Consider the following 19,551-nt stretch of genomic DNA (forward strand, 5'->3'; position numbering starts at 1 on the left):
TTTACCAGATGCGCACGCGGTCGGCGGGCGCGATATACTGCTTCTCGTCGGGCGTGATCTTCCACGCGGCGTACCAGGCGTCGACGTTGCGCAGCGGGTTGACCGCGCGGACCTGCCCCGGCGAGTGCGGGTCGCTGACGAGCTGCTGGCGCAGTGCCTCGGGGCGGAACAGCGTGCGCCACACCTGACCCCAGCCCAGGAAGAAGCGCTGGTCGCCGGTATAGCCGTCGATCACGCGCGCGGGCTTGCCCTTCAACGAATTGTGGTATGCGTCGAGTGAGATCAGCACGCCGCCCAGATCGGCGATATTCTCGCCCATCGATGCCTTGCCGTTGATGTGGATGCCCGGCAGGCCGGGGAAGTCGTAGGCCTCGTACTGCGCGCCGTAGCGGTCGGCCTGCGCCTCGAACTTCTTCGCATCCTCGGGCGTCCACCAGTCGCGCAGGACGCCGTGGCCGTCGGACTTGCGACCCTGGTCGTCGAAACCGTGCGTGATCTCATGCCCGATCACGCCGCCGATCCCGCCGTAGTTGATCGCGTCGTCGGCCTTGGGATCGAAGAATGGCGGTTGCAGGATCGCGGCCGGGAACACGATCTCGTTCTTGACCGGGCTGTAATAGGCGTTGACCGTCTGCGGCGTCATGCCCCACTCGGCGCGGTCGACCGGCATGTTCATGCGGTTGCGGTCGTAATCCCACTCGAACCGCGACGCGCGCTCGGCGTTGCCGACGAGATCGCCGGGCACGATCCGCAGGCCCGAATAATCGCGCCACTTGCTCGGATATCCGACCTTGACCGTGAAGTTCTTGAGCTTGTCCTCAGCCTGCGCCTTGGTTGCCGGGCTCATCCAGTTCAAGTTCTGGATACGACCCGCGAGCGCGACGCGCAGGTTGGCGACCAAAGTGTCCATCTTCGCCTTCGATTCAGGCGGGAAGTACAGCTGGACGTAGTCGCGGCCGATCCCCTCACCGACGCCGTTCTCCGCGAACGCGACCGCGCGCTTCCAGCGCTCGCGCTGCTGCGGCTGGCCGTTCAGGAACTTCGAGCGGAAATCGAACTGCGCGTCGACGAAGCGCTTCGACAGGAGCGGCGCGATCTGGTCGGCGGTGCGGAACGCTTCCCACGCCTTCAACGTGTCGAGGTCGGTGTCGGCATAAACCTTGGCGATGTTTGGAAACGCGGTGTTCTGCGACACGATCGCGCGCTCCGCCTTGCCGAGGCCCGCACCCTGCCAGAACGGATCCCACGGGAAGCCCGGCGCCTGCGCCTTCAACTCCGCCAGCGTGGTCAGATTGTAGGTCTTGTCGCGGTCGCGGCTCTGCGCGCGGGTCCAGTGCGCCTGTGCGAGGCGGGTTTCCATCGCGACAACGTCGTTCGCGGCCTTTTCCGCATTGGGCCAGCCCGCCATACCGAGCATCTGCGCGACGTACTGGCGATAACGCGCGACCTGCGGTTGGAACTTCGGATCGAGATACAGGTCGCGGTCGCCTAGCCCCAGCCCGGACTGGCGCAGGTAGAGCGCGTAGGTGTCAGGCTTCTTCGCATCGTCCGCCACGCCGGGGCCGAAGAAGCTCGATCCGAAGCCGCCGATCGCGCGGCCCATCGCCGCCGCCATCTGATCCTTGTTCTGCACCGCCTTGATCGCGGCGAGACGCTGCGTCAGCGGGGCGGCGTCGAGCTTCTCCGCCGCGGCCTGATCCATGAACCCGTTGTAGAGGATTGCCGCCTTCATCCGGTCGGGATGCGCGGTGTCGCTGGCGCTATAACCCTGCAGCAGCGTGCGCAGCCGCTGCTCCGACAGGTCGCGCAGCACCGCGAAGGCGCCGTAGGACGAGCGGTCGGCGGGGATCTGCGTGTTCTTTGCCCAGGTGCCATTGACGAAGTTGAACCAATCGTCGCCCGGCCGGATGCTGCGGTCCATGCCCGCGGTGTCGAAGCCCCACGAACCGTAGCTGGTCGCCCCGGCGTCGGTCGCAGGTGCCTGTGCAGATGCCGGTGCAGGCGGTGCTACCTGCTCGACCCGACTGAACGCGGGAGCGGCGATCGCGACCGACGCAGCGGCGGTCGCCGCGAGGAAAAAGTGCTTTTTCGACAAGGACTAATCTCCGAAAGGAAGGATAGTATCGCTGGTAACAACACTGACATAACCAGACATATGTTGCAACATCCCTGCCCTATGTTGGTTGAGCGATCTGACTGGCGGCATCGCCGCACGGCGGTCGTGCGTTGTGCCTTCATCAATCGCGGAGAACAGATGATGCGTTTCGTCCAGATCGACATTTTGCCGGACGGCCGCGCGCTGGTCGACATCGACAAGCTGACCCACGCCGTTCCGCAGCAGGACGGCGGCACGCGGCTGTTCCTCGGCGCGCAGCACCTCGACGTGCCGCACACGCTGGACGAGCTGGAGAACGTCCTCGCCGGCCGCGCACGCGACGACGACGGGGAGCATAGCGGCGCGGGCTTCGGCGTGCGCGGCGGCAAATGGGTGTGACACGGCGGTTCGCGCGCCGGCGCGCCTGTGCTGCTTGCGGACGCTTGTCGCGGCTGGCAGATGCCGGGCTAACAGATGGAGTTTCCATGCGCCTTATCGCCACCCGCCTGACCGCCACCCTTCTCGCTTCCGCGCTGATTGCGCCCGCAGCACTCGCGCAGACCGCGACGCTCCCCGCGCCCGCGATCCCCGTTCAGACGCTCAAGGACGTAACCAAGGAGCTGTCGTCCGACGCCTACGAGGGCCGTGCACCGACCACCGCGGGTGAGACCAAGACGATCGATTATCTGGTCAAGCGGATGAAGGCGGCGGGGTTGAAGCCCGGCAACGCGGGCAAGTGGACGCAGGACGTACCGATGGTCGCCAGCACCGCTAGCGCCGTGCGCCCGATGGTGTTCTCGGGCGGCACGACCCCGCTGTCGCTCGCCTACAAGAGCGACATGGTGGTCGGCACCTACCGCGTGGTGCCGCAGGTCAGCATCGCCAACTCGCCCGTCGTGTTCGTCGGTTACGGCGTCAACGCGCCCGAGAAGGGGTGGAACGATTATGCCGGGCTCGACGTCAAGGGTAAGACGGTCATCATCCTGTCGAACGATCCTGACTGGGCGGTGCCCGAGACCAAGGGCCTCTTCAACGGGCGCGAGATGACCTATTACGGTCGCTGGACCTACAAGTTCGAGGAAGCCGCGCGGCAGGGCGCCACCGCCGCGATCATCGTCCACGATACCGAACCCGCCGCCTATCCCTGGGCGGTCGTGCAATCGTCGTGGACCGGCGAGCAGTACGAGCTCGACGCCGCCAACAACCACATGGACCAGAGCCAGGCGATCGGTTGGATACAACTGGCGCAGGCGAAGGCTTTGTTCTCCAGTGCGGGCAAGGACTTCGCCGCGCTGTCGCGCGCCGCGGCGACCAAGGGCTTCCGCGCCGTGCCGCTGGGCGTCACCATGTCGGTGGGGTTCGAGAACAAGATCAAGAAGTCGCTGTCGCACAACGTCATCGGCGTGCTGCCGGGCAAGCCCGCTGCACAGGGCGGGGCCCCTGGCGATTACGTGCTCTACTCGGCGCACTGGGATCACCTGGGGCGCTGTGAGCCCGTCAACGGCGACGACATCTGCAACGGCGCGGTCGACAATGCGTCGGGCACCGCGGGGCTGATCGCGCTCGCGGAAACGTTCGCCAAGGCGCCGCCGACGCGTCGCTCGGTCGCGTTCCTGGCGGTGACCGCGGAGGAGTCCGGGCTGCTCGGCAGCGCTTATTACGCGCAGCACCCGGTGTTCCCGCTGGCGCGTACGGTCGCGGGCATCAACATGGACGTGCTGAACGTCAACGGCGCGGTGCGCGATTTCGAGATCACGGGCGCGGGCAAGAGCGAGCTGGAGGACATGGTAAAGCCGCTGCTCGCCGCGCAGGGTCGCCGGATCACGCCCGAGGCGACGCCGGAGAAGGGGCATTACTTCCGCTCCGACCATTTCTCGTTCGCGAAGCTCGGCGTGCCGATGCTGGCGGGCGGCAGCGGCGAGGATTTGGTCAACGGCGGGGTCGCGGCGGGCAAGGCCGCGGCGGAGGATTACACCGCCAACCGCTACCACAAGCCGCAGGACGAGTATCGCGCGGACTGGAACTGGGACGGCGCGGTGCAGGACCTGACGATCTACTATCAGCTCGGGCGCGAGCTGGCGGACGGCAACGCCTGGCCCAATTGGTACAAGACCGCCGAGTTCCGCGCCGCGCGCGACCGCTCGCGCGCCGGAGCCGCCCAATGAGCGCCGACGTGAACGTGACGACGCGCACGCCGCCGCCTGAATGGGCGCCGCACGCCGCGGTGTGGATCGGCTTTCCGAGCCATCCCGAGCTGTGGCAGGACGATCTCGACCAGGCGCGCGACGAGGTCGCGGCCTTCGCCAAGGCGGTCCACGCCGACGGCGCGGGCGAGACGGTAATCCTGGTTGCCGCCGACGACGAGGCGGCCGACGCCGCGCGCGCGCTGGCGCCGTTCGCTCAAGTCGTGGTCGAACCCTTCGGCGACATCTGGCTGCGCGACACCGCGGCGATCCTGGACGGCGCAGGCGTGGCGCACGATTTCCGCTTCAACGGCTGGGGCGGCAAATACGACCTGCCCGGCGACGACGATGTCGGTGAGCGTCTCGCCGCCACCCGCGGGCTTGAGGCGGAGGCGCACGACTGGGTGCTGGAGGGCGGCGCGATCGACGGCGACGGCACCGGGACGGTCGTCACGACCGAGCAATGCCTGCTCAACCCCAACCGCAACCCGTCGCTGTCGCGCGGCGAGATCGAGCGGCGATTGCGCGACGATCTGGGCTACGCACGCGTCGTCTGGCTCGGCGACGGGCTGCTGAACGATCACACCGACGGGCACGTCGATAACCTCGCCCGCTTCGTCGGCGAGAACCGGCTCGCACTGCCGCAGGCGGCGGAGAACGATCCCAATTGGCGCGTCTACCAGGACGCCGCCACCCGCGCGCGCGCCGCGGGGCTGGAGGTCGTCCATGTCCCCTCCCCCGGCCGCGTGCTGCGCGACGAGGAAGTGATCCCGGCGAGCTACATGAACTTCTACATCGGCAACGCCGCCGTCGTGGTGCCGCTCTACGGTACCGAGCACGATCAGGCGGGCGTCGCCGCGGTGCAGGGGCTGTTTCCGACACGCCGCGCGGTCGGCCTTCGCGCCGACGCGATCCTGACCGGGGGCGGGAGTTTCCACTGTATAAGCCAGCAAATCCCGGCCTAGCCGCGTCAATCCCGGCCTAGCCGCGTCGGCGAAGCGACGGCGGCGCTGCGCGGCCCAGCCGCGCAAGGCCGGGATCGGCCGGCGGGCAGGCGAAGCCAAGCCCATCCGACGTCAAGGCGGCGGCTCCGCCGTCGCCCCCTCCACCCCACCGCTGACAACGATAAACCTTGCGCTGCGCCGCGATCACGCCCACATTGGACCGGCTATAGTCGCACATCGACGGTTTTTCGGCGCTTCGCGACCTTTCTTCCTTCCTTCCCTGCAGCCTTGAGCGGCGTGCGCGTCCGTCTGTCGGCGCGCTTGTGAAGGAACGAACATGAGCATCACCGGCACCGTCAAATTTTTCAATCTCGACAAGGGTTACGGCTTTATCGCGCCCGACGGCGGCGGCGATGACGCGTTTGTCCACATCTCCGCGGTCGAGCGGTCGGGCATGACGACGCTCAACCAGAACCAGCGTGTCGGCTACGAGCTGGAGCAGGATCGCCGCGGCAAGATGGCGGCGGTGAACCTCAGCCACGCGGAATAAGGCAGGCTGCGGTGGCGGTCGACCGACCGTCACCGTCGTTTCTGGTCGGCGCCGTGACGTTATAGGTTCGCGTCGTGCCGGTCTACGGAGTTCAAGCCCATGTCCAACGACGCCGCCTTTTTCCGCCGTCAGGCCAGCACGCAGCGCAGTGCCGCCGCGGATGCGACACTCAGCAACGTGCGCGAACGCTGCGAGCGCGCCGCTGCCTCGTGGGACGCAATGGCGCTTCGAGCCGAGCGAACCGACAAGCTGCGTGCTTACCGCCAGCCGATCGCACGGGCCGAGGCTGACGCGCCCGCGACCGGAGCGCTCGCGTCTGAAGCCGGCCCGATCGTCGCGGCGGAGTGACCGCGCTCGCACTGGCGCTGCGCCAACGGTCCGACACCCTACCCAACCAGCCCGAGCGGCATGTCGAACTCGAACGAGCGGTCGCATTGCTCCTGCGTGCTGCCGACTGCTTGAGCGCTGTCGCAACCGAAGGCAGCCTCTCGCACCCGTGGCCTCACGGCGATGCGGCAGGCGTACGTGCACGCTATGTCGCCAACTGCCTGCGCGAACTCGATACCTTTCTCAAAGGTGTGCTCAATGAGGTCGCGCCGACCCGCATCGGGCAGCCGCGCGAGCATAACGCTGCCAACCGTGTCGAACGCCTGTTGAGCGCGACAGCGCCGGCGCCGACGCTCACCACCTTGCGGATGCCGGGTGTGACGACGGACGCCGACCGGCTGCGCGCACTCGGCCGCTCGCGCGCGTGCCTGTGGCATTGTCATGGGCTAGTGCGACGCGCCGACCGGCCGGAGGTCGCGTGGATGTCGGCGGGCTGGTGCGCATCCGGCTCGACACGGCTACGTCGCTACGGCGTCGGCGAGCGGATGGCGCCCGATGGATGCGAACTCGCCGGGGTAGCCGTCTTCTACCACGACCTGGCGGGCAGGATCGCGCGGCGCTGACCCCGCCCGCGCTTCCGATCAGCGCGTCGGAACCGGCGTGTCGCCCGAGTAATCGTAGAAGCCGCGTCCGCTCTTGCGACCGTACCAGCCCGCCTCGACGTATTTGATGAGCAGCGGCGCGGGGCGGAACTTCGGATCGCCCGTGCCCTCGAACAGCACGCGCGTGATCTCCAGGCAGGTGTCGAGCCCGATAAAGTCGGCGAGCGTCAGTGGGCCCATCGGATGGTTGAGCCCCAGCTGGCAGGCGAGGTCGATGTCGGGGATCGTCGCGACGCCTTCACCCAGCGCGAAGCAGGCTTCGTTGAGCATCGGCATCAGCACGCGGTTGACGATGAAGCCCGGCGCGTCGTTGGCGCGCACCACCTGCTTGCCGAGCTGCTGCGCATAGGTCTCGATCGTCGCCACGGTTTCGTCGCTCGTCGCGAGCCCGCGGATGATCTCGATCAACCCCATGACGGGCACGGGATTGAAGAAGTGCACGCCGATAAAGCGTGCCGGGTCGGGTGCGGCCTGCGCCAGCCGCGTGATCGGGATCGACGAGGTGTTCGACGCGAGCACCGCGTCGCTGCCCAGCGCCTTGCCGACGCGCTCAAAGATCTGCCGCTTGATCGCCTCTCGCTCAGTCGCTGCCTCGATCACCAGCGCGCAATCGGCCATTTCGCCCACGTCGCCGACGGCCTCGATCCGCCCGAGCAGGTTGTCGCGCGCGTCCGCGTCGATCTTGCCCTTCTCGACATCGCGCGCCAGCCGCTTGGCGATGCCGGCCTTGCCCGCCTCGGCGCGTGCCTGGTCGACGTCGCTCAGGATCACGCGGTAGCCCGCCGCCGCCGACACCTGCGCGATGCCGGCACCCATCTGCCCCGCACCGATCACGCCCACTGATTGCATTCGCCTGTTCCTCATCCTCGTGTACCCGCGCGCTCTAGCCCGCTTTGCGGCCGCTGCGCCACCGCGCTATCTTTGCCGAATGCGCCTGATCGTTACCGCCGCCATGCTGTTCGCCGCCTCGCCTGCCATCGGACAGGCGCGACCCGGCGCGCTCAAGACATTCAGCGACTGGGCGGTCGGGTGCGACAATACGCATCGCTGTACGCTCACCTCGCTCGCGCCCGAGCGGGCGCCGGTGTCCGGCTACACGGTCGCGATCACGCGCGCGGCCGGGGCGGCGGGCGGCTACGAGATCTCGGTCGGCAACACGGGCGACGGTGCAGCGCCGATCGCATTGCGCGTCGGCGCACAGCGCTTCGCGGTGGCGGGCAGCGGGCTGGCGGGAGCGAGCGCTGCGCGGATCGTCGCGGCACTCACCGGGGCGCGAACGCTCGTGCTCGTCGGGCGGGCGGGCAAGCCGCTCGACACCGTGTCGCTCGCCGGCATCTCGGCCGCGCTCCGCTACGTCGATGCGGTCCAGCACCGCGTCGGCACCGTCACCGCAGCGGTGGCAAAGGGGCGCAACGCCGCCGCCACGGTCCCGCCCGCTCCCGCCGCACCGATCATCCGCGCGCGCGCGCTCACCGGCACGCCAGCGCGTCTGACCAAGGCGCAGGTCGCGGCGATGAAGCGCACCGCGCGCTGCGAGGCACCGCCCAGCCCTGATGTCGACTGGAGCCCGGTCGTCTCCGCGGTTGGGGGCGGCGTGTCGCTGGCGGTGCTGCCGTGCTCGGCGGGTGCGTACAACGTCAACGGCGCGTTGTTCGTCATCCGCGGCAACCGCGTCACCCCAGCGCAGACCGACGCGCCCGCGGGGTTCGAGGCGAGCGGCGCCGATCCCGAGACGCCGGTGCCGAGCGTTGTCAACGGCCGCGTCGAGAACGGCGTGCTCACCAGCTACGCCAAGGGGCGCGGGCTGGGCGACTGCGGCGTGTCGCAAGCCTTCGCTTGGGACGGCACCCGCCTGCGGCTGATCGAGCAGGCGGAGATGAGCGAGTGCCGCGGCAATCCCAATTTCATCCGCACCTGGACCGCGCGCGTCGAGCGGCCCTGATGCGCACGATCTCTGCTAGGGCGCGGGCCGCTCCGCCTGCGCTTCGGCCAGGATCACCGCGAACTTGCCCTCGTCGTCGGTCCACTCGCGGATCGGCGTCCACCCGCCGCTGCGCAGCAGGATGCGCGCGTCACGCGGCCCGTATTTGTGGCTGTTCTCGGTGTGGATCGTCTCGCCCGCCTCTACGTCGAAGGCGCGGCCCTCGACCGTGAACGACACGTTGCGAGTCGCTTCCAGATGCATCTCGATCCGCGCGCGGTCGTCGTTCCAGATCGCGCGGTGGCGGAATGCGTCGACGGGGATGGTGCCCGCCAGCTCGCGGTTGATCCGCTCGAGCAGGTTGAGGTTGAACGCCGCGGTGACGCCCTGCGAATCGTCGTAGGCGGGCACTAGCACCGCCTCGTCCTTGATCCGGTCCATCCCGATCAGCAGCATCGCGCCCTCGCCCAGCGACCCGCGCATCGCGCGCAGCAGGTCGACCGCGGCGAGCGGGATCAGGTTGCCGATCGTTGAGCCGGGGAAGAAACCGAGCTTGGGCGCATCCTTGATCGTGTGCGGCAGGGTCAGCGTGCGGGTGAAATCGGCCTCGAACGGCAGCACCAACAGGTCGGGGAACGCCGCCGACAAGGTGCGCGAACTCTCGCGCAGGAAGTCGCCCGAAATGTCGATCGGCACGTAGGCGGAGGGCTTCACGCATTTGAGCAGCGTCGGCGTCTTGGTCGAGGAGCCGGAGCCGAACTCCACCACCGCGCGGCCTTCGCCGGTCAGCTGGTGCAACTCGGGGCAGAGGCTTTCCAGCAGCGCGACCTCGGTGCGGGTGGGGTAGTATTCGGGCAGGTCGGTGATGTCCTCGAACAGCTCCGACCCGCGGTGGTCGTAGAACCAGCGCGCGGGGATCGCGCGCGGGCGGCGCGCGAGGCCCGCCAGCACGTCGGCGCGGAACTGCGGGTCGGCGAGACTCGCCTGACCATCCTCGATCTCGGGTTTCAGCATCTTACAGGTCCTTGGCCAGCCGTACGCCGGTGAACTGCCAGCGCTGATGGGGGTAGAAGAAATTGCGGTAGCACGCGCGCGCGTGGCCGCGTGGCGTCGCGCAACTGCCGCCGCGCAGCACGAACTGCCCGTTCATGAACTTGCCGTTATATTCGCCGACCGCGCCCTCGACCGCGCGGAAACCGGGGTATGGCCGGTAGGCGCTGCCGGTCCATTCCCACACGTCGCCAAAGAACGCAGGACCATCCGCCGCAGGACGTGGTTCGACCGGTCCGGCGGCATCCATCTGGTTCCCCGCGCCAGCCTGGTGACCTTGCGCTGCGGCCTCCCACTCGAACTCGGTCGGCAGCCTCGCACCCGCCCAGGTCGCATAGGCGTCCGCCTCGTAGAAGCTGACGTGCGTCACCGGTGCGGCGGGGTCGACCGCGCGGCGCCCGTCCAGCCCGAAGCGCGTCCACACGCCGTCACGTTCCTGCCAATATAGCGGCGCGACGACGCCCTCGCGCTGCACCCAGCCCCAGCCGTCCGACAGCCACAGCCGCGCGTCGCGGTATCCGCCATCGGCGATGAAGCGCTGCCACTCGCCGTTGGTGACGGTGCGGTCGGCGATCGCGTGCGCGGGCACCAGCGCGCGGTGCCGCGGCCCCTCGCAATCGAACGCGAAGCCTTGCCCATCGTGACCGACCTCGACCACACGCTCGTCGCTCTCGATCCAGCCGATCGGGGCCGGCATCGCGACCGGCACCTTGGGTGCCGCGGGCCACACCGCGGGCTCCAACGGGTTCTCGCTCATCAGGTGGAGCAGGTCGGTGACGAGCAGTTCCTGATGCTGTTCCTCGTGGTGGCAGCCGAGTGTGACGAGCTCGATCGCGGCGTCCGGCAGATCGTCGATCGCCGTCAGCAACGCGTCGTTCACCGCCGCACGGTACGCCAGCACCTCGTCCAGCGTCGGCCGCGTCACCATGCCGCGGCGCCCGCGCGCGTGACGGCGTCCTTCGGCCTCGTAATAGCTGTTGAACAGGAACGGGAAGCGTGGGTCGTGTAGTTGGTAGGCCGCAATGTGATCGCGCAGCACGAACGTTTCGAAGAACCAGGTGGTGTGCGCCAGATGCCATTTGGCCGGGCTGGCATCGTCCATCGACTGCACGGTCGCGTCGGCGTCGGAGAGCGGGGCGACCAGCGCCTCGCTCAACGCGCGAACGCTGGCGAAACGGCGTGCCAATTCATTGTGCGATCCAGCGGTCTGACGCTGCGGTTCCATCATCATCTCCCCGCCGCCAACCAGATTATTCTATGTTAGCGGTTTTCCCCGGCTACCCATAGAACGTCCCCACCTGCCAATAAGTTCACCGCGCGGCACGCCACGAACAGGAAATCGGACAAGCGGTTGAGATAGGCCAAGGCTTGCGGGTTCGCCGCGTCGCCGATCGCGACCGCCGACCGCTCCGCGCGCCGTACGATCGCGCGTGCCAGGTGCAGCGACGCCGCTGCCCCGCCCGGCAGCACGAAGCTGGTCAGCGGCGGTATTTCGGCGTTCATGGCATCAATCTCGCGCTCCAGCCGCTCGACTTGCGCTGGCACAATGCGCAGCGTCATCTCGCCGGGCGTAAAATCATCGCCCGGCGTCGCCAGATCGGCGCCCAAGTCGAACAGGTCGTTCTGTACCCGCGTCAGCGCACTCCGCAGATCGTCGTTCGTCAGACTCGCGATTGCTACGCCGATTGCACTATTCGCCTCGTCGACGTCGCCGATCGCGACCATCCGCGCATCGGCCTTCGACACGCGGCTGCCGTCGACCAGCCCGGTCGTACCCTGATCGCCCGTGCGCGTGTAGATGCGGTTTAGCTTGACCACCCCGGCGGTGCGCTCAGCTACGCCCGGCGGCGGCGAGCAGCAGCACGCAGACGAGGATCGCGGCCGCCTGGAACATGATGCGCTGCTGCATCATCCGGTTGGACTTCAATTGCCCCGCGGTCGGCCCGTCGCCGCCGCCGCGTACCTGCGCCGATTGCTCCTGAAGAAAGGAGATGATGCCGCGGACGAGCGCGACCACCGTGGCGAGCATCGCCGCGACGAGCAGGATGACGAGAAAGGTGTTCATGGCGTCAACCTAGGTATGAAACGCGCCGTTTGGAAGCTGCCCGCGGCGCAAATCGTCCGCCAGCGCGAGGCCGTCCATACCGCTCTCGCGTAACGCCGCTAGCGTCGGTGCACCGTGCCGCTTCGCCAGCCGCTCGCCGTCTGGGCCGGTCAGCAGGTCATGGTGGTGATAGCGCGGGGTCGGCAGGTCGAGCAGCGCCTGCAGCAGGCGGTGGATGTGCGTCGCCTCGAACAGGTCGCGCCCGCGCACCACGTCGGTCACCCCTTGCGCCGCGTCGTCGATCGTCACCGCCAGATGGTAGCTCGCCGGCGCATCCTTGCGCGCGAGCACGACGTCGCCCTGCTGCTCGGGCACCGCCACGATCGTCTCGCCCCGATCGGTCCAGTCGAGCGTACCGGTGCGCGCGACCGCCGCCGCCATGTCGAGCCGCCAGCAATGCGGTTCGTTCATCCGCGCCGCCGCATCCACGCCGCGACACGTGCCGGGATAGACATTGGCGGGTCCGTGCGGCGCGCTCATCGCCTCGGCGATCTCCGCGCGGGTGCAGAAACAGGGGAAGAGCAGCCGCTCTTCGCGCAGCCGATCGAGTGCCCCCTGGTACAGCGCCAGCCGGGCCGATTGGAACACGACCGGGCCGTCCCACGCCAGCCCGAGCCACGCGAGGTCGGCCATGATCGTCTCGACGTGCTCGGTACGACTGCGCGTGCCGTCGATGTCTTCGATGCGGAGCAGGAACTGCCCCCCACCGCTGCGCGCCAGGTCGTGCGCGCGGATGGCGGAGTATGCGTGGCCGAGATGAAGCCGTCCGGTCGGCGACGGCGCGAAGCGTGTGACGATCATGCGCTCCGGCACATGCGTACGCCGGCGCGCGCGCTCAAGCGGTGGCGAAGAACTTCGTCCCCACGACGCCGATGATGATGAGCGCGATGAACCCGATCTGCGCGGGGTTCAGCTTCTCGCCGAACAGAATCACGCCGAAGATCGTGACGCCGACCGCGCCTAGCCCGGTCCACACCGCGTAGGCAGTGCCCGCCGGCAGTCCGCGCATCGCCAGCGCCAGCAGTCCCATGTTGACGAAACTGAGCGTCACCGGAACTGCCGATGCCACCCAGCTGCCCTGCACCGCCGCCCATTTCAGGCTCAGCGCCCAGATGATCTCGGTCACGACCGCCACGCCCAGAATGACCCACGCCATCGGGTTTTCTCCACTCACGGGCTCGTTGGAATGGGTACAGCCGCCGGAAACCCGAAAGAGGCGCTGCACGTCAAAGTGGCGCGCCCTAGCCGAGCCGCCGCCGCTCCGCAACCGATTGGGGGATACAAGCTTATCCCGGCGTGTTAGCCTCGCATTCCGCGGGGTCGCGGCACCACTATCGGGAGGCTTGCATGCTGTTCCTTCTCTCCTTGTCCGCCGCCATCGCCGGCGCTGCGCCCGCCGCGCCCGCAACGATCGATCTGAACCCGCAGGATCGCTACGCGCTGCTCGCCGGGCTCGGTGCGCGGCTGAACGGCCGCTACATCGTGTCGGGGATAACTGACGCGGACGTAGAATGCGCCGCCTCGCACGTCTGCGTGACGCCAAACATGGTCGAGGACGGTCGCGCACGGGCGAGCGTGCAGCAGGTTGGCTCCTACCGGCAACTGCTGGACAGTGTGTTGATCGACGACCGCAAACCCGTCGCGATCGTGGCGTTCCGCACCGCGCAGCGCATCGGCGATGGCCGCATCCGCTTCGTCGCCTCGGTGTTCGAGCGCGACACCGGACGCTGGAGCAACAAGGTTATGGAGGTCGGCAGCTCGCCCAACCTTCTGCCGCTCGCGCTGCGCAGCGAGTTGCGATCCTACCGCGATCAGTGACACCGGCGCGCGGTGGCGCGTGACTAAAGCCCGCGTCGCACGTTAGGACGCGCGCATGACCGATCACACCGACGCCGCAGCCGCACCTAAGCCGCCTGTCGCCCCGACGCGCCCGCACGAATTCACCACCCACGGCATCACGATCAGCGATCCCTGGGCGTGGCTGAAGGACCCGAACTACCCCGAGGTCAACGACCCCGACGTGCTCGCCTATCTCGAGGCCGAAAACGCCTATTTCGAGGCGCAGATGGCGCCGCACCGGCCGCTCGTCGACCGGCTGTACGAAGAGATGAAGGCGCGCATCAAGGAGGACGAATCGTCGGTCCCGCAGAAGGACGGCGATTACCTCTACTGGGCCGCGTTCGAGACCGGCGGTCAGTATCGTAAGTGGTGGCGCCGGCCCGTCGGCAGCGCCGACGACGGCTCGGCCGACGAACTGATCCTCGACGAGCCCGCGCTGGCGGAAGGCAAGGAATATTTCCGCCTCGGCGGCTTCTCGATCTCGAACGACGCGACGAAGCTCGCCTACGCGGTCGATGACAACGGGTCGGAACGCTTCACCGTTCGCGTGAAAGACCTTTCCACCGGCGAACTGCTGCCCGACGTGATTGAGGGAATGCTGTCCGACATCGTCTGGATCGCGGACGACAGCGGCTTTCTCTACGGGCTGGCCAACAAGGAGTGGCGCACCGACAATGCGCGCTTCCACCGCCTCGGCGACGATTCCGCCAGCGACGTCGAGCTGTTCCACGAGGATGACGAGGGCTACCGCGTCGCGGTCGGCGAGACGAGCGACCGGCGCTGGATCGTGATCGGCACCGGCGACCATGTGACGAGCGAGGTGCGCCTGCTGCCCGCCGACGATCCCTTTGCCGAGCCGATCCTCGTCGCGCCGCGTTTGGCCGGGCGCGAGTACGATGTCGACACGCACGGCGACACCTTGTTCATCCACACCAACGACACCGACCCGATGTGGCGGCTCGTCACCGCGCCGATCTCGGCGCCGGGCGACTGGTCGGAGCTGATCGCTCCGTCACCGCATTTCTACATGACCGGGGTCGAGTGCTTCGCCGACTTCTTCATCGTCGAGGGGCGAGAAGACGGGCTCGACCAAATCCTGATCCACTCCTACGATGACGCCGAGCCGAAGCGGATCAGTTTCCCCGAGGCGAGCTATGCCGCGGGCACCGGCGACAATCCCGAGTACGACCAGCGCGTGATCCGGCTCGGCTACGAATCGATGGTCACTCCGGGCACCGTCTACGATTACGACGTGGCGACCGGCGAGCTGACCACGCTTAAGGTGCAGGAAATTCCGTCAGGGTACGATGCGAGCCGCTACGCGACCGAGCGCCTCCACATCACCGCGCGTGACGGCACACAGGTGCCCGTGTCGATCGTCTATAAGCTCGACGATGACGGGGGGGACTTTCCACGCGACGGCAGCCGCCCGCTGTTCCTCTACGCTTACGGTGCCTACGGCCACGCGATCCCGCCGGGCTTCTCGACCGGGCGGTTGAGTCTGCTCGACCGCGGCTTCGCCTACGCGATCGCCCATATCCGCGGCGGCGATGACCTCGGCCAGCAATGGTACCATGACGGCAAGCTCGAGAAGCGCGAGAACACGTTCAACGACTTTGTCGACGTCGCGCGCGCGCTGGTCGCGGATGGATGGACCAGCGAGGGCCGCATCGCGGTCGCGGGGCGCAGCGCTGGCGGCGAACTGATGGGTGCGATCGTCAATTCCGATCCCGAACTATGGGGCGCAGTGATCGCCGACGTGCCCTTCGTCGACGTGCTCAACACCATGCTCGACGAATCGCTGCCGCTGACGCCGGGCGAGTGGCCCGAATGGGGCAACCCGATCGAGGACAAGGCCGCGTTCGAGCTGATCCGCAGCTATAGCCCGTACGATAACGTGCGCGCGCATGCCTATCCGCCGCTGTTCATCTCCGGCGGGCTCAACGACCCGCGCGTGACCTACTGGGAACCCGCGAAATGGGCGGCGAAGCTGCGCGCGACCAAGACCGACGCCAACATCCTTCTGCTGAAAACCAACATGGGCGCAGGGCACGGCGGCAAGTCGGGACGGTTCGAGAGCTTGCGCGAGGGCGCGGAGGAGCACGCCTTCGTGCTGTGGCAGCTGGGCGTCGAAGCCTGAGCTGGTGTCGATCGAGTCGCTGGTCGCTGAGTACGGGCTCGCCGCGCTGTTCGCCGGTGCCGCGCTGGAGGGCGAGGCTGCGGTGATCGCAGGCGGGCTGCTCGCGCACCAAGGGCTGATCTCGCTGCCCGGTGCGGCGGCGGCGGCGGCGGCGGGGTCGTTCCTCGCCGACCAGGGCTGGTTCGCGGTCGGGCGGCACTTTCGCCATCACCGCTGGGTGGAGAGACTGCGCGGCACCGCGGCGTTCGCACGCGCGCAGGAACAGCTGGAAAAGCATCCGCGCAGCTTTATCTTCGTCTTCCGCTTTCTTTACGGACTGCGCACCGTCAGCCCGATCGCGGTCGGCACGACCACCATCTCGCAGCGGCAGTTCTTCGCGATCAACCTGGTCGCCGCGATCATCTGGGCGATCATCTTTACCGGCATCGGCTATCTGTTCGGCGATGCGGTGGAGGAGTTCGTCGGGCGGCTGCGCCACGACACGCGATTGTGGTGGATCGTCGGCGGCGTCGTCGCGGCGGGGCTGATCGTCGCCGCGATCCACTGGTGGCGAGGAAGGGGAAAGCCATGACCTTTACGCAGCGCTTTATCGCGGCACCGGACGACATCGACGAGCTCGGCCACGTCAACAATGCGGTGTGGGTGCGTTGGATACAGGATCTGTCGGTGGCCCACTGGCACGCGGTCGCCGCGCCCGAGCACCGCGACGCGTTCGTCTGGGTCGTGACGCGGCACGAGATCGACTATCGCGGCAACGTGCGCGAGGGCGAGCGGGTGACGGGCGAGACCTGGGTGTCCGAGCCACCACGCGGCGCGCGCTTCGATCGCCATTTCCGCTTCACCGGCGACGACGGCCGCGTCCGCGTCGAGGGCGTCACGACCTGGGCGATGATCGATCGCGCCACCGGCCGTCTGGTCCGTATCCGCGAGAAAATCGCCGCGCCGTTCCTCGATGAGGAAATTGGCGTCGAACACTAGCGGACGAAAGCCGCTTCACGCTTCGTCGAACAAGCCGCAGTTTGTATCGGCCTATTCGGCTGTTCGTTGACGTGGGCGTCAGTGAAGCGTCCCGCGCGGCGGCGGGATGTTGCGGATCGCGCGGACGAGGTCCCTCGCCGCGTCCGCGTCCACCAGGAGGGCTGCCGTCGCGATCGCCTCGGGCTGGCGACCCTCGAGAACGAGGCGCCACAATCCCAGCAGCACGGCCTCGATTTCCTCGACCTGCGGATGACACGGGCGCTGGAACGACAGCGTGTCGGCGGAGCAGCGATCGAGGATCGTCATCGCCGCATCGAACGACGAACCGCCGTCGATGAAACGGCCGGCGACGGCGCGCTTGGGCTCTCCCGCCAGCGTCAGTGTGTGCACCCACGCGCGCATCGCGTCGAGCACCAGTCGGTCGGGTGTGCGCAGGTCGGTGACCGCGCGGTCGATGAGATCGTACATGCGAGAAAAGCCGCCACGTTCGATGAGAATGGTTCTCATTATAACGTCAGCGGCTCTTCGTCAAATCGCTTGGATGCCTCGAACGGTCATTCGGTCAACACGACACCGATCCGCTCCAGTCCGACATATCATATCATTCATCGATTCGACCGGTCGCAGATACGACAACGCCGCCCGCGCAGGGCGCGGACGGCGTATGTTCGTCAGTTGTTGAAGCTCAGGCGTTCGCCGGCTCGAAATGCCCGCACCAGTCGCTCGCCTCGACCTTCGGCCACACGCCGGCGGCGTCGCCGTTCGCCTGCCCGATCGGCGGGTTGTAGCGGCACAGGCCGAGCGACTCGCCCGAAGCCTCAGTGTCGAAGAACTTGCACTTGGCGCAGGCCGCGCCGTCGATGGTGGTGAGGGCCATGATCTTTCTCCGGTCTGGCTGGACAACAGCAACGCGTCCGTCTGCCTTACTCAACTTGAGTAACGCATCCGAGTTCCGGAAAACAAGAGTATTCGCCCCTTGCGAATCACTCTCATACAGCAGTGCGAACGACTATCAAGAACAAAGTTATCAGGTTGGTGACATTTGCAACAACTTCAGCGTGCGTTGCTGAGAGCATCGATGCTGATGACGCGGCATGACTTGCGACATGTCACTGATAGTCATTCTCAACTTGAACGGTGCGCGTCGAGCCTGGTGATGATCGACGATGCGGAGCGCCAGCAGATCGATTGCTTGATCGTACAGCGCGGCCCGCGCGCACCGCCCACGCTCCAGCAGATCGGCGCGCGCCATCCGCGCGAGCGCCAGCGCGTCAGGGCCGTAACGTGCGACGTAGGTGGAGGCGAGCGCGCGAACCTCAGCACGCTGGCCACAGGCGATATCAAGCAAACTACGCAACATACGTAATGGCCAACCACCGCGCCCGAGAACGGTTGCCCGGTTAACTATCCTTTGTTGGCGCCGTGCGACGAGTGGAGACGGTAAGCGCGACGACGCGCGACGACGCGCGACGATCAGGGCGCCTGGCGCGCGTGGAACAGCCTGCCCTCCTCCACCACTAGCACGACGCCGAGCACCGCGATGCCGATGCCGAGATAGCCGATCGCGAGCGGCAGCGTGGTGCCGTTGTACGATTGCCCGATCAGCGATCCGACGATCACCGCGCCGACGCTGGTGATGAACCCCTGGATCGACGAGGCGGTGCCCGCGATATGCCCGACCGGCTCCATCGCCATCGCGCCGAAATTGGATCCGCACAGACCGATGCAGGTCATGCTGAGCGCCTGGAACAGCATGTAGCTGACCAGCGACTCGACGCCGAGCAGGATGACGGCGATGTGCCCGACTGACAGCGCGATAAGGGCCAGTACCGCAGCCTGCGAGATCAGCCGGGTGCCGAGTCGCTCGACCAACCGGCTGTTGGCGAACGAAGCGACGCCCATCGCGAAGGCGCAGGCGGCGAACAGGTAGGTGAAGCGGTCGCCCATGCCGAACTCCTCGACGAAGATCTGCTGCGCGGAAGAGACGAACGCGATGATCCCGCCGAACGTCATTGCCGCAGCGATCGCGTAGCCGGCCGAGAAGCGATTGGTGAGCGTCAGGCGATAGGCGCTGCCCAGCGCGGCTATAGACAAGCTCCCACGCCGCTCGATCGCCAGCGTCTCGACCAGCCGCAGCGACGACCAGGCGAGCACGAAGGCGGCAAAGGCGGCGAGCGCGTAGAAGATGAAGCGCCACGGGCCGAGCGTGTTGAGGAGCAACTGACCCAGTGTCGGCGCCATGATCGGCACCAGGAAGAAGATCATCTGCGCGACCGACAGCGTCCGCGCCATCTGCCGCCCGTGGAAGCGATCGCGCACGATCGCCACCGCCAGCACCCGCGTGGAGGCGGACATCAAGCCCTGCAACACGCGCGCGCCCAGCAATGCCGCGAACGTCTGCGACCCGGCCGCGAACACGCTCGCTGCCACGAACCCCGCGAGTGTCGCCAGCAGGATCGGCTTACGCCCGAACCGATCGGCGAGCGGGCCGTAGACCAGCTGACCGCTGCCGAAGCCGAGCATATAGGCGGTGATGATCCATTGCCGGTGGTTCGCGGTCGCGACACCCAGCTGCGCGCCCATGTCGGCGAGCGCGGGAAGCATCAGATCGACACCCAGCGCGTTCACCGCCATCAGCGCGGCGATAAAGGCGACGAACTCGCGCGGATGCATCCCCGCGGCACTGCCCGAGGTGGTGGTTGAGGACGCCTGATTCATGGCGCTCGGTTAATCTGTTGCGCTGCACAATGCCACCGTT

General features: G+C 67.5%; 23 protein-coding genes. 11 read left to right on the forward strand and 12 right to left on the reverse strand.

The annotated features are described in order from the left end of the window. Position 1: 1 nt before the first annotated feature. Entirely contained in the window at positions 2-2,095 is a 2,094-nt protein-coding gene (locus BMW51_RS04965; protein WP_093004036.1) for a M13 family metallopeptidase, read from the reverse strand. 159 nt (positions 2,096-2,254) lie between these two features. On the opposite strand from BMW51_RS04965, the gene BMW51_RS04970 reads away from it, so the two are divergent. The 6 genes from BMW51_RS04970 to BMW51_RS04995 all read left to right on the forward strand — a co-directional run bounded on the left by BMW51_RS04970 (position 2,255) and on the right by BMW51_RS04995 (position 6,722). Beyond that, positions 2,255-2,494 (forward strand): hypothetical protein, encoded by a 240-nt coding sequence (locus BMW51_RS04970; protein ID WP_093004038.1) that lies wholly within the window; start codon positions 2,255-2,257, stop codon positions 2,492-2,494. Between the two features lie 86 nt (positions 2,495-2,580). After that, on the forward strand, positions 2,581-4,260 hold the full coding sequence (locus BMW51_RS04975) for a M28 family metallopeptidase (protein ID WP_177171537.1): 1,680 nt from the start codon (positions 2,581-2,583) through the stop codon (positions 4,258-4,260). Beyond that, positions 4,257-5,243 (forward strand): agmatine deiminase family protein, encoded by a 987-nt coding sequence (locus tag BMW51_RS04980; RefSeq protein ID WP_245708293.1) that lies wholly within the window; start codon positions 4,257-4,259, stop codon positions 5,241-5,243. The genes BMW51_RS04975 and BMW51_RS04980 overlap by 4 nt, the downstream gene beginning before the upstream one ends. A gap of 316 nt (positions 5,244-5,559) precedes the next feature. Continuing rightward, positions 5,560-5,772 carry a cold-shock protein gene (locus tag BMW51_RS04985; protein ID WP_093004040.1) on the forward strand — a complete coding sequence of 71 codons (213 nt, stop codon included), beginning with the start codon at positions 5,560-5,562 and terminating at the stop codon, positions 5,770-5,772. Between the two features lie 99 nt (positions 5,773-5,871). Then, the gene (locus BMW51_RS04990) at positions 5,872-6,120 is read left to right on the forward strand and encodes a hypothetical protein (RefSeq protein WP_093004042.1); all 249 of its coding nucleotides are present in this window, start codon (positions 5,872-5,874) and stop codon (positions 6,118-6,120) included. Further along, on the forward strand, positions 6,117-6,722 hold the full coding sequence (locus tag BMW51_RS04995) for a hypothetical protein (protein WP_093004044.1): 606 nt from the start codon (positions 6,117-6,119) through the stop codon (positions 6,720-6,722). The genes BMW51_RS04990 and BMW51_RS04995 overlap by 4 nt, the downstream gene beginning before the upstream one ends. Before the next feature lie 18 nt (positions 6,723-6,740). Here BMW51_RS04995 and BMW51_RS05000 read toward each other — a convergent pair whose 3' ends face one another. After that, positions 6,741-7,610 (reverse strand): 3-hydroxybutyryl-CoA dehydrogenase, encoded by an 870-nt coding sequence (locus tag BMW51_RS05000; RefSeq protein ID WP_093004046.1) that lies wholly within the window; start codon positions 7,608-7,610, stop codon positions 6,741-6,743. 79 nt (positions 7,611-7,689) lie between these two features. On the opposite strand from BMW51_RS05000, the gene BMW51_RS05005 reads away from it, so the two are divergent. Continuing rightward, a complete protein-coding gene (locus BMW51_RS05005) occupies positions 7,690-8,703 on the forward strand; it encodes a DUF1176 domain-containing protein (RefSeq protein ID WP_093004048.1) in 1,014 nt (337 codons plus the stop codon). A gap of 15 nt (positions 8,704-8,718) precedes the next feature. Here BMW51_RS05005 and egtD read toward each other — a convergent pair whose 3' ends face one another. Genes egtD through BMW51_RS05035 form a run of 6 tightly spaced genes read right to left on the reverse strand, consistent with a single transcriptional unit; the run spans position 8,719 to position 12,992 of the window. Continuing rightward, positions 8,719-9,696, reverse strand: a complete 978-nt coding sequence (egtD, locus tag BMW51_RS05010) for an L-histidine N(alpha)-methyltransferase (RefSeq protein WP_093004050.1) — start codon at positions 9,694-9,696, stop codon at positions 8,719-8,721. 1 nt (position 9,697) lies between these two features. Then, positions 9,698-10,957, reverse strand: coding sequence for an ergothioneine biosynthesis protein EgtB (egtB, locus tag BMW51_RS05015; RefSeq protein ID WP_093005034.1), 1,260 nt, complete (start codon positions 10,955-10,957; stop codon positions 9,698-9,700). Between the two features lie 35 nt (positions 10,958-10,992). Beyond that, entirely contained in the window at positions 10,993-11,550 is a 558-nt protein-coding gene (locus BMW51_RS05020) for a cob(I)yrinic acid a,c-diamide adenosyltransferase (RefSeq protein ID WP_093004052.1), read from the reverse strand. A 13-nt stretch (positions 11,551-11,563) separates the two neighbouring features. After that, a complete protein-coding gene (locus BMW51_RS05025; RefSeq protein ID WP_093004054.1) occupies positions 11,564-11,797 on the reverse strand; it encodes a twin transmembrane helix small protein in 234 nt (77 codons plus the stop codon). Between the two features lie 9 nt (positions 11,798-11,806). After that, a complete protein-coding gene (gene gluQRS / locus BMW51_RS05030; RefSeq protein WP_093004056.1) occupies positions 11,807-12,637 on the reverse strand; it encodes a tRNA glutamyl-Q(34) synthetase GluQRS in 831 nt (276 codons plus the stop codon). A 34-nt stretch (positions 12,638-12,671) separates the two neighbouring features. Next, on the reverse strand, positions 12,672-12,992 hold the full coding sequence (locus tag BMW51_RS05035) for a DMT family transporter (RefSeq protein WP_093004058.1): 321 nt from the start codon (positions 12,990-12,992) through the stop codon (positions 12,672-12,674). Positions 12,993-13,183: 191 nt separating this feature from the next. On the opposite strand from BMW51_RS05035, the gene BMW51_RS05040 reads away from it, so the two are divergent. Genes BMW51_RS05040 through BMW51_RS05055 form a run of 4 tightly spaced genes read left to right on the forward strand, consistent with a single transcriptional unit; the run spans position 13,184 to position 16,793 of the window. Beyond that, entirely contained in the window at positions 13,184-13,654 is a 471-nt protein-coding gene (locus BMW51_RS05040; RefSeq protein ID WP_093004060.1) for a hypothetical protein, read from the forward strand. A gap of 55 nt (positions 13,655-13,709) precedes the next feature. Next, positions 13,710-15,815 carry a S9 family peptidase gene (locus BMW51_RS05045; RefSeq protein WP_093004062.1) on the forward strand — a complete coding sequence of 702 codons (2,106 nt, stop codon included), beginning with the start codon at positions 13,710-13,712 and terminating at the stop codon, positions 15,813-15,815. A gap of 4 nt (positions 15,816-15,819) precedes the next feature. After that, positions 15,820-16,386 (forward strand): DedA family protein, encoded by a 567-nt coding sequence (locus tag BMW51_RS05050; RefSeq protein ID WP_093004064.1) that lies wholly within the window; start codon positions 15,820-15,822, stop codon positions 16,384-16,386. Then, complete coding sequence (locus tag BMW51_RS05055) at positions 16,383-16,793, forward strand: acyl-CoA thioesterase (RefSeq protein ID WP_093004066.1); 411 nt, start codon at positions 16,383-16,385, stop codon at positions 16,791-16,793. The genes BMW51_RS05050 and BMW51_RS05055 overlap by 4 nt, the downstream gene beginning before the upstream one ends. A 78-nt stretch (positions 16,794-16,871) precedes the next feature. Here BMW51_RS05055 and BMW51_RS05060 read toward each other — a convergent pair whose 3' ends face one another. From BMW51_RS05060 to BMW51_RS05075, 4 genes are all read right to left on the reverse strand, one after another. Continuing rightward, positions 16,872-17,261 (reverse strand): hypothetical protein, encoded by a 390-nt coding sequence (locus BMW51_RS05060; protein WP_093004068.1) that lies wholly within the window; start codon positions 17,259-17,261, stop codon positions 16,872-16,874. A gap of 217 nt (positions 17,262-17,478) precedes the next feature. Further along, the gene (locus BMW51_RS05065; RefSeq protein WP_093004070.1) at positions 17,479-17,670 is read right to left on the reverse strand and encodes a hypothetical protein; all 192 of its coding nucleotides are present in this window, start codon (positions 17,668-17,670) and stop codon (positions 17,479-17,481) included. A gap of 150 nt (positions 17,671-17,820) precedes the next feature. Continuing rightward, complete coding sequence (locus BMW51_RS15830) at positions 17,821-18,153, reverse strand: hypothetical protein (protein WP_143051800.1); 333 nt, start codon at positions 18,151-18,153, stop codon at positions 17,821-17,823. A gap of 113 nt (positions 18,154-18,266) precedes the next feature. Further along, a complete protein-coding gene (locus BMW51_RS05075) occupies positions 18,267-19,466 on the reverse strand; it encodes a multidrug effflux MFS transporter (protein ID WP_093005036.1) in 1,200 nt (399 codons plus the stop codon). Positions 19,467-19,551 lie beyond the last annotated feature (85 nt).

The sequence above is a fragment of the Sphingomonas palmae genome (assembly GCF_900109565.1).
Lineage (GTDB): Bacteria > Pseudomonadota > Alphaproteobacteria > Sphingomonadales > Sphingomonadaceae > Sphingomonas > Sphingomonas palmae.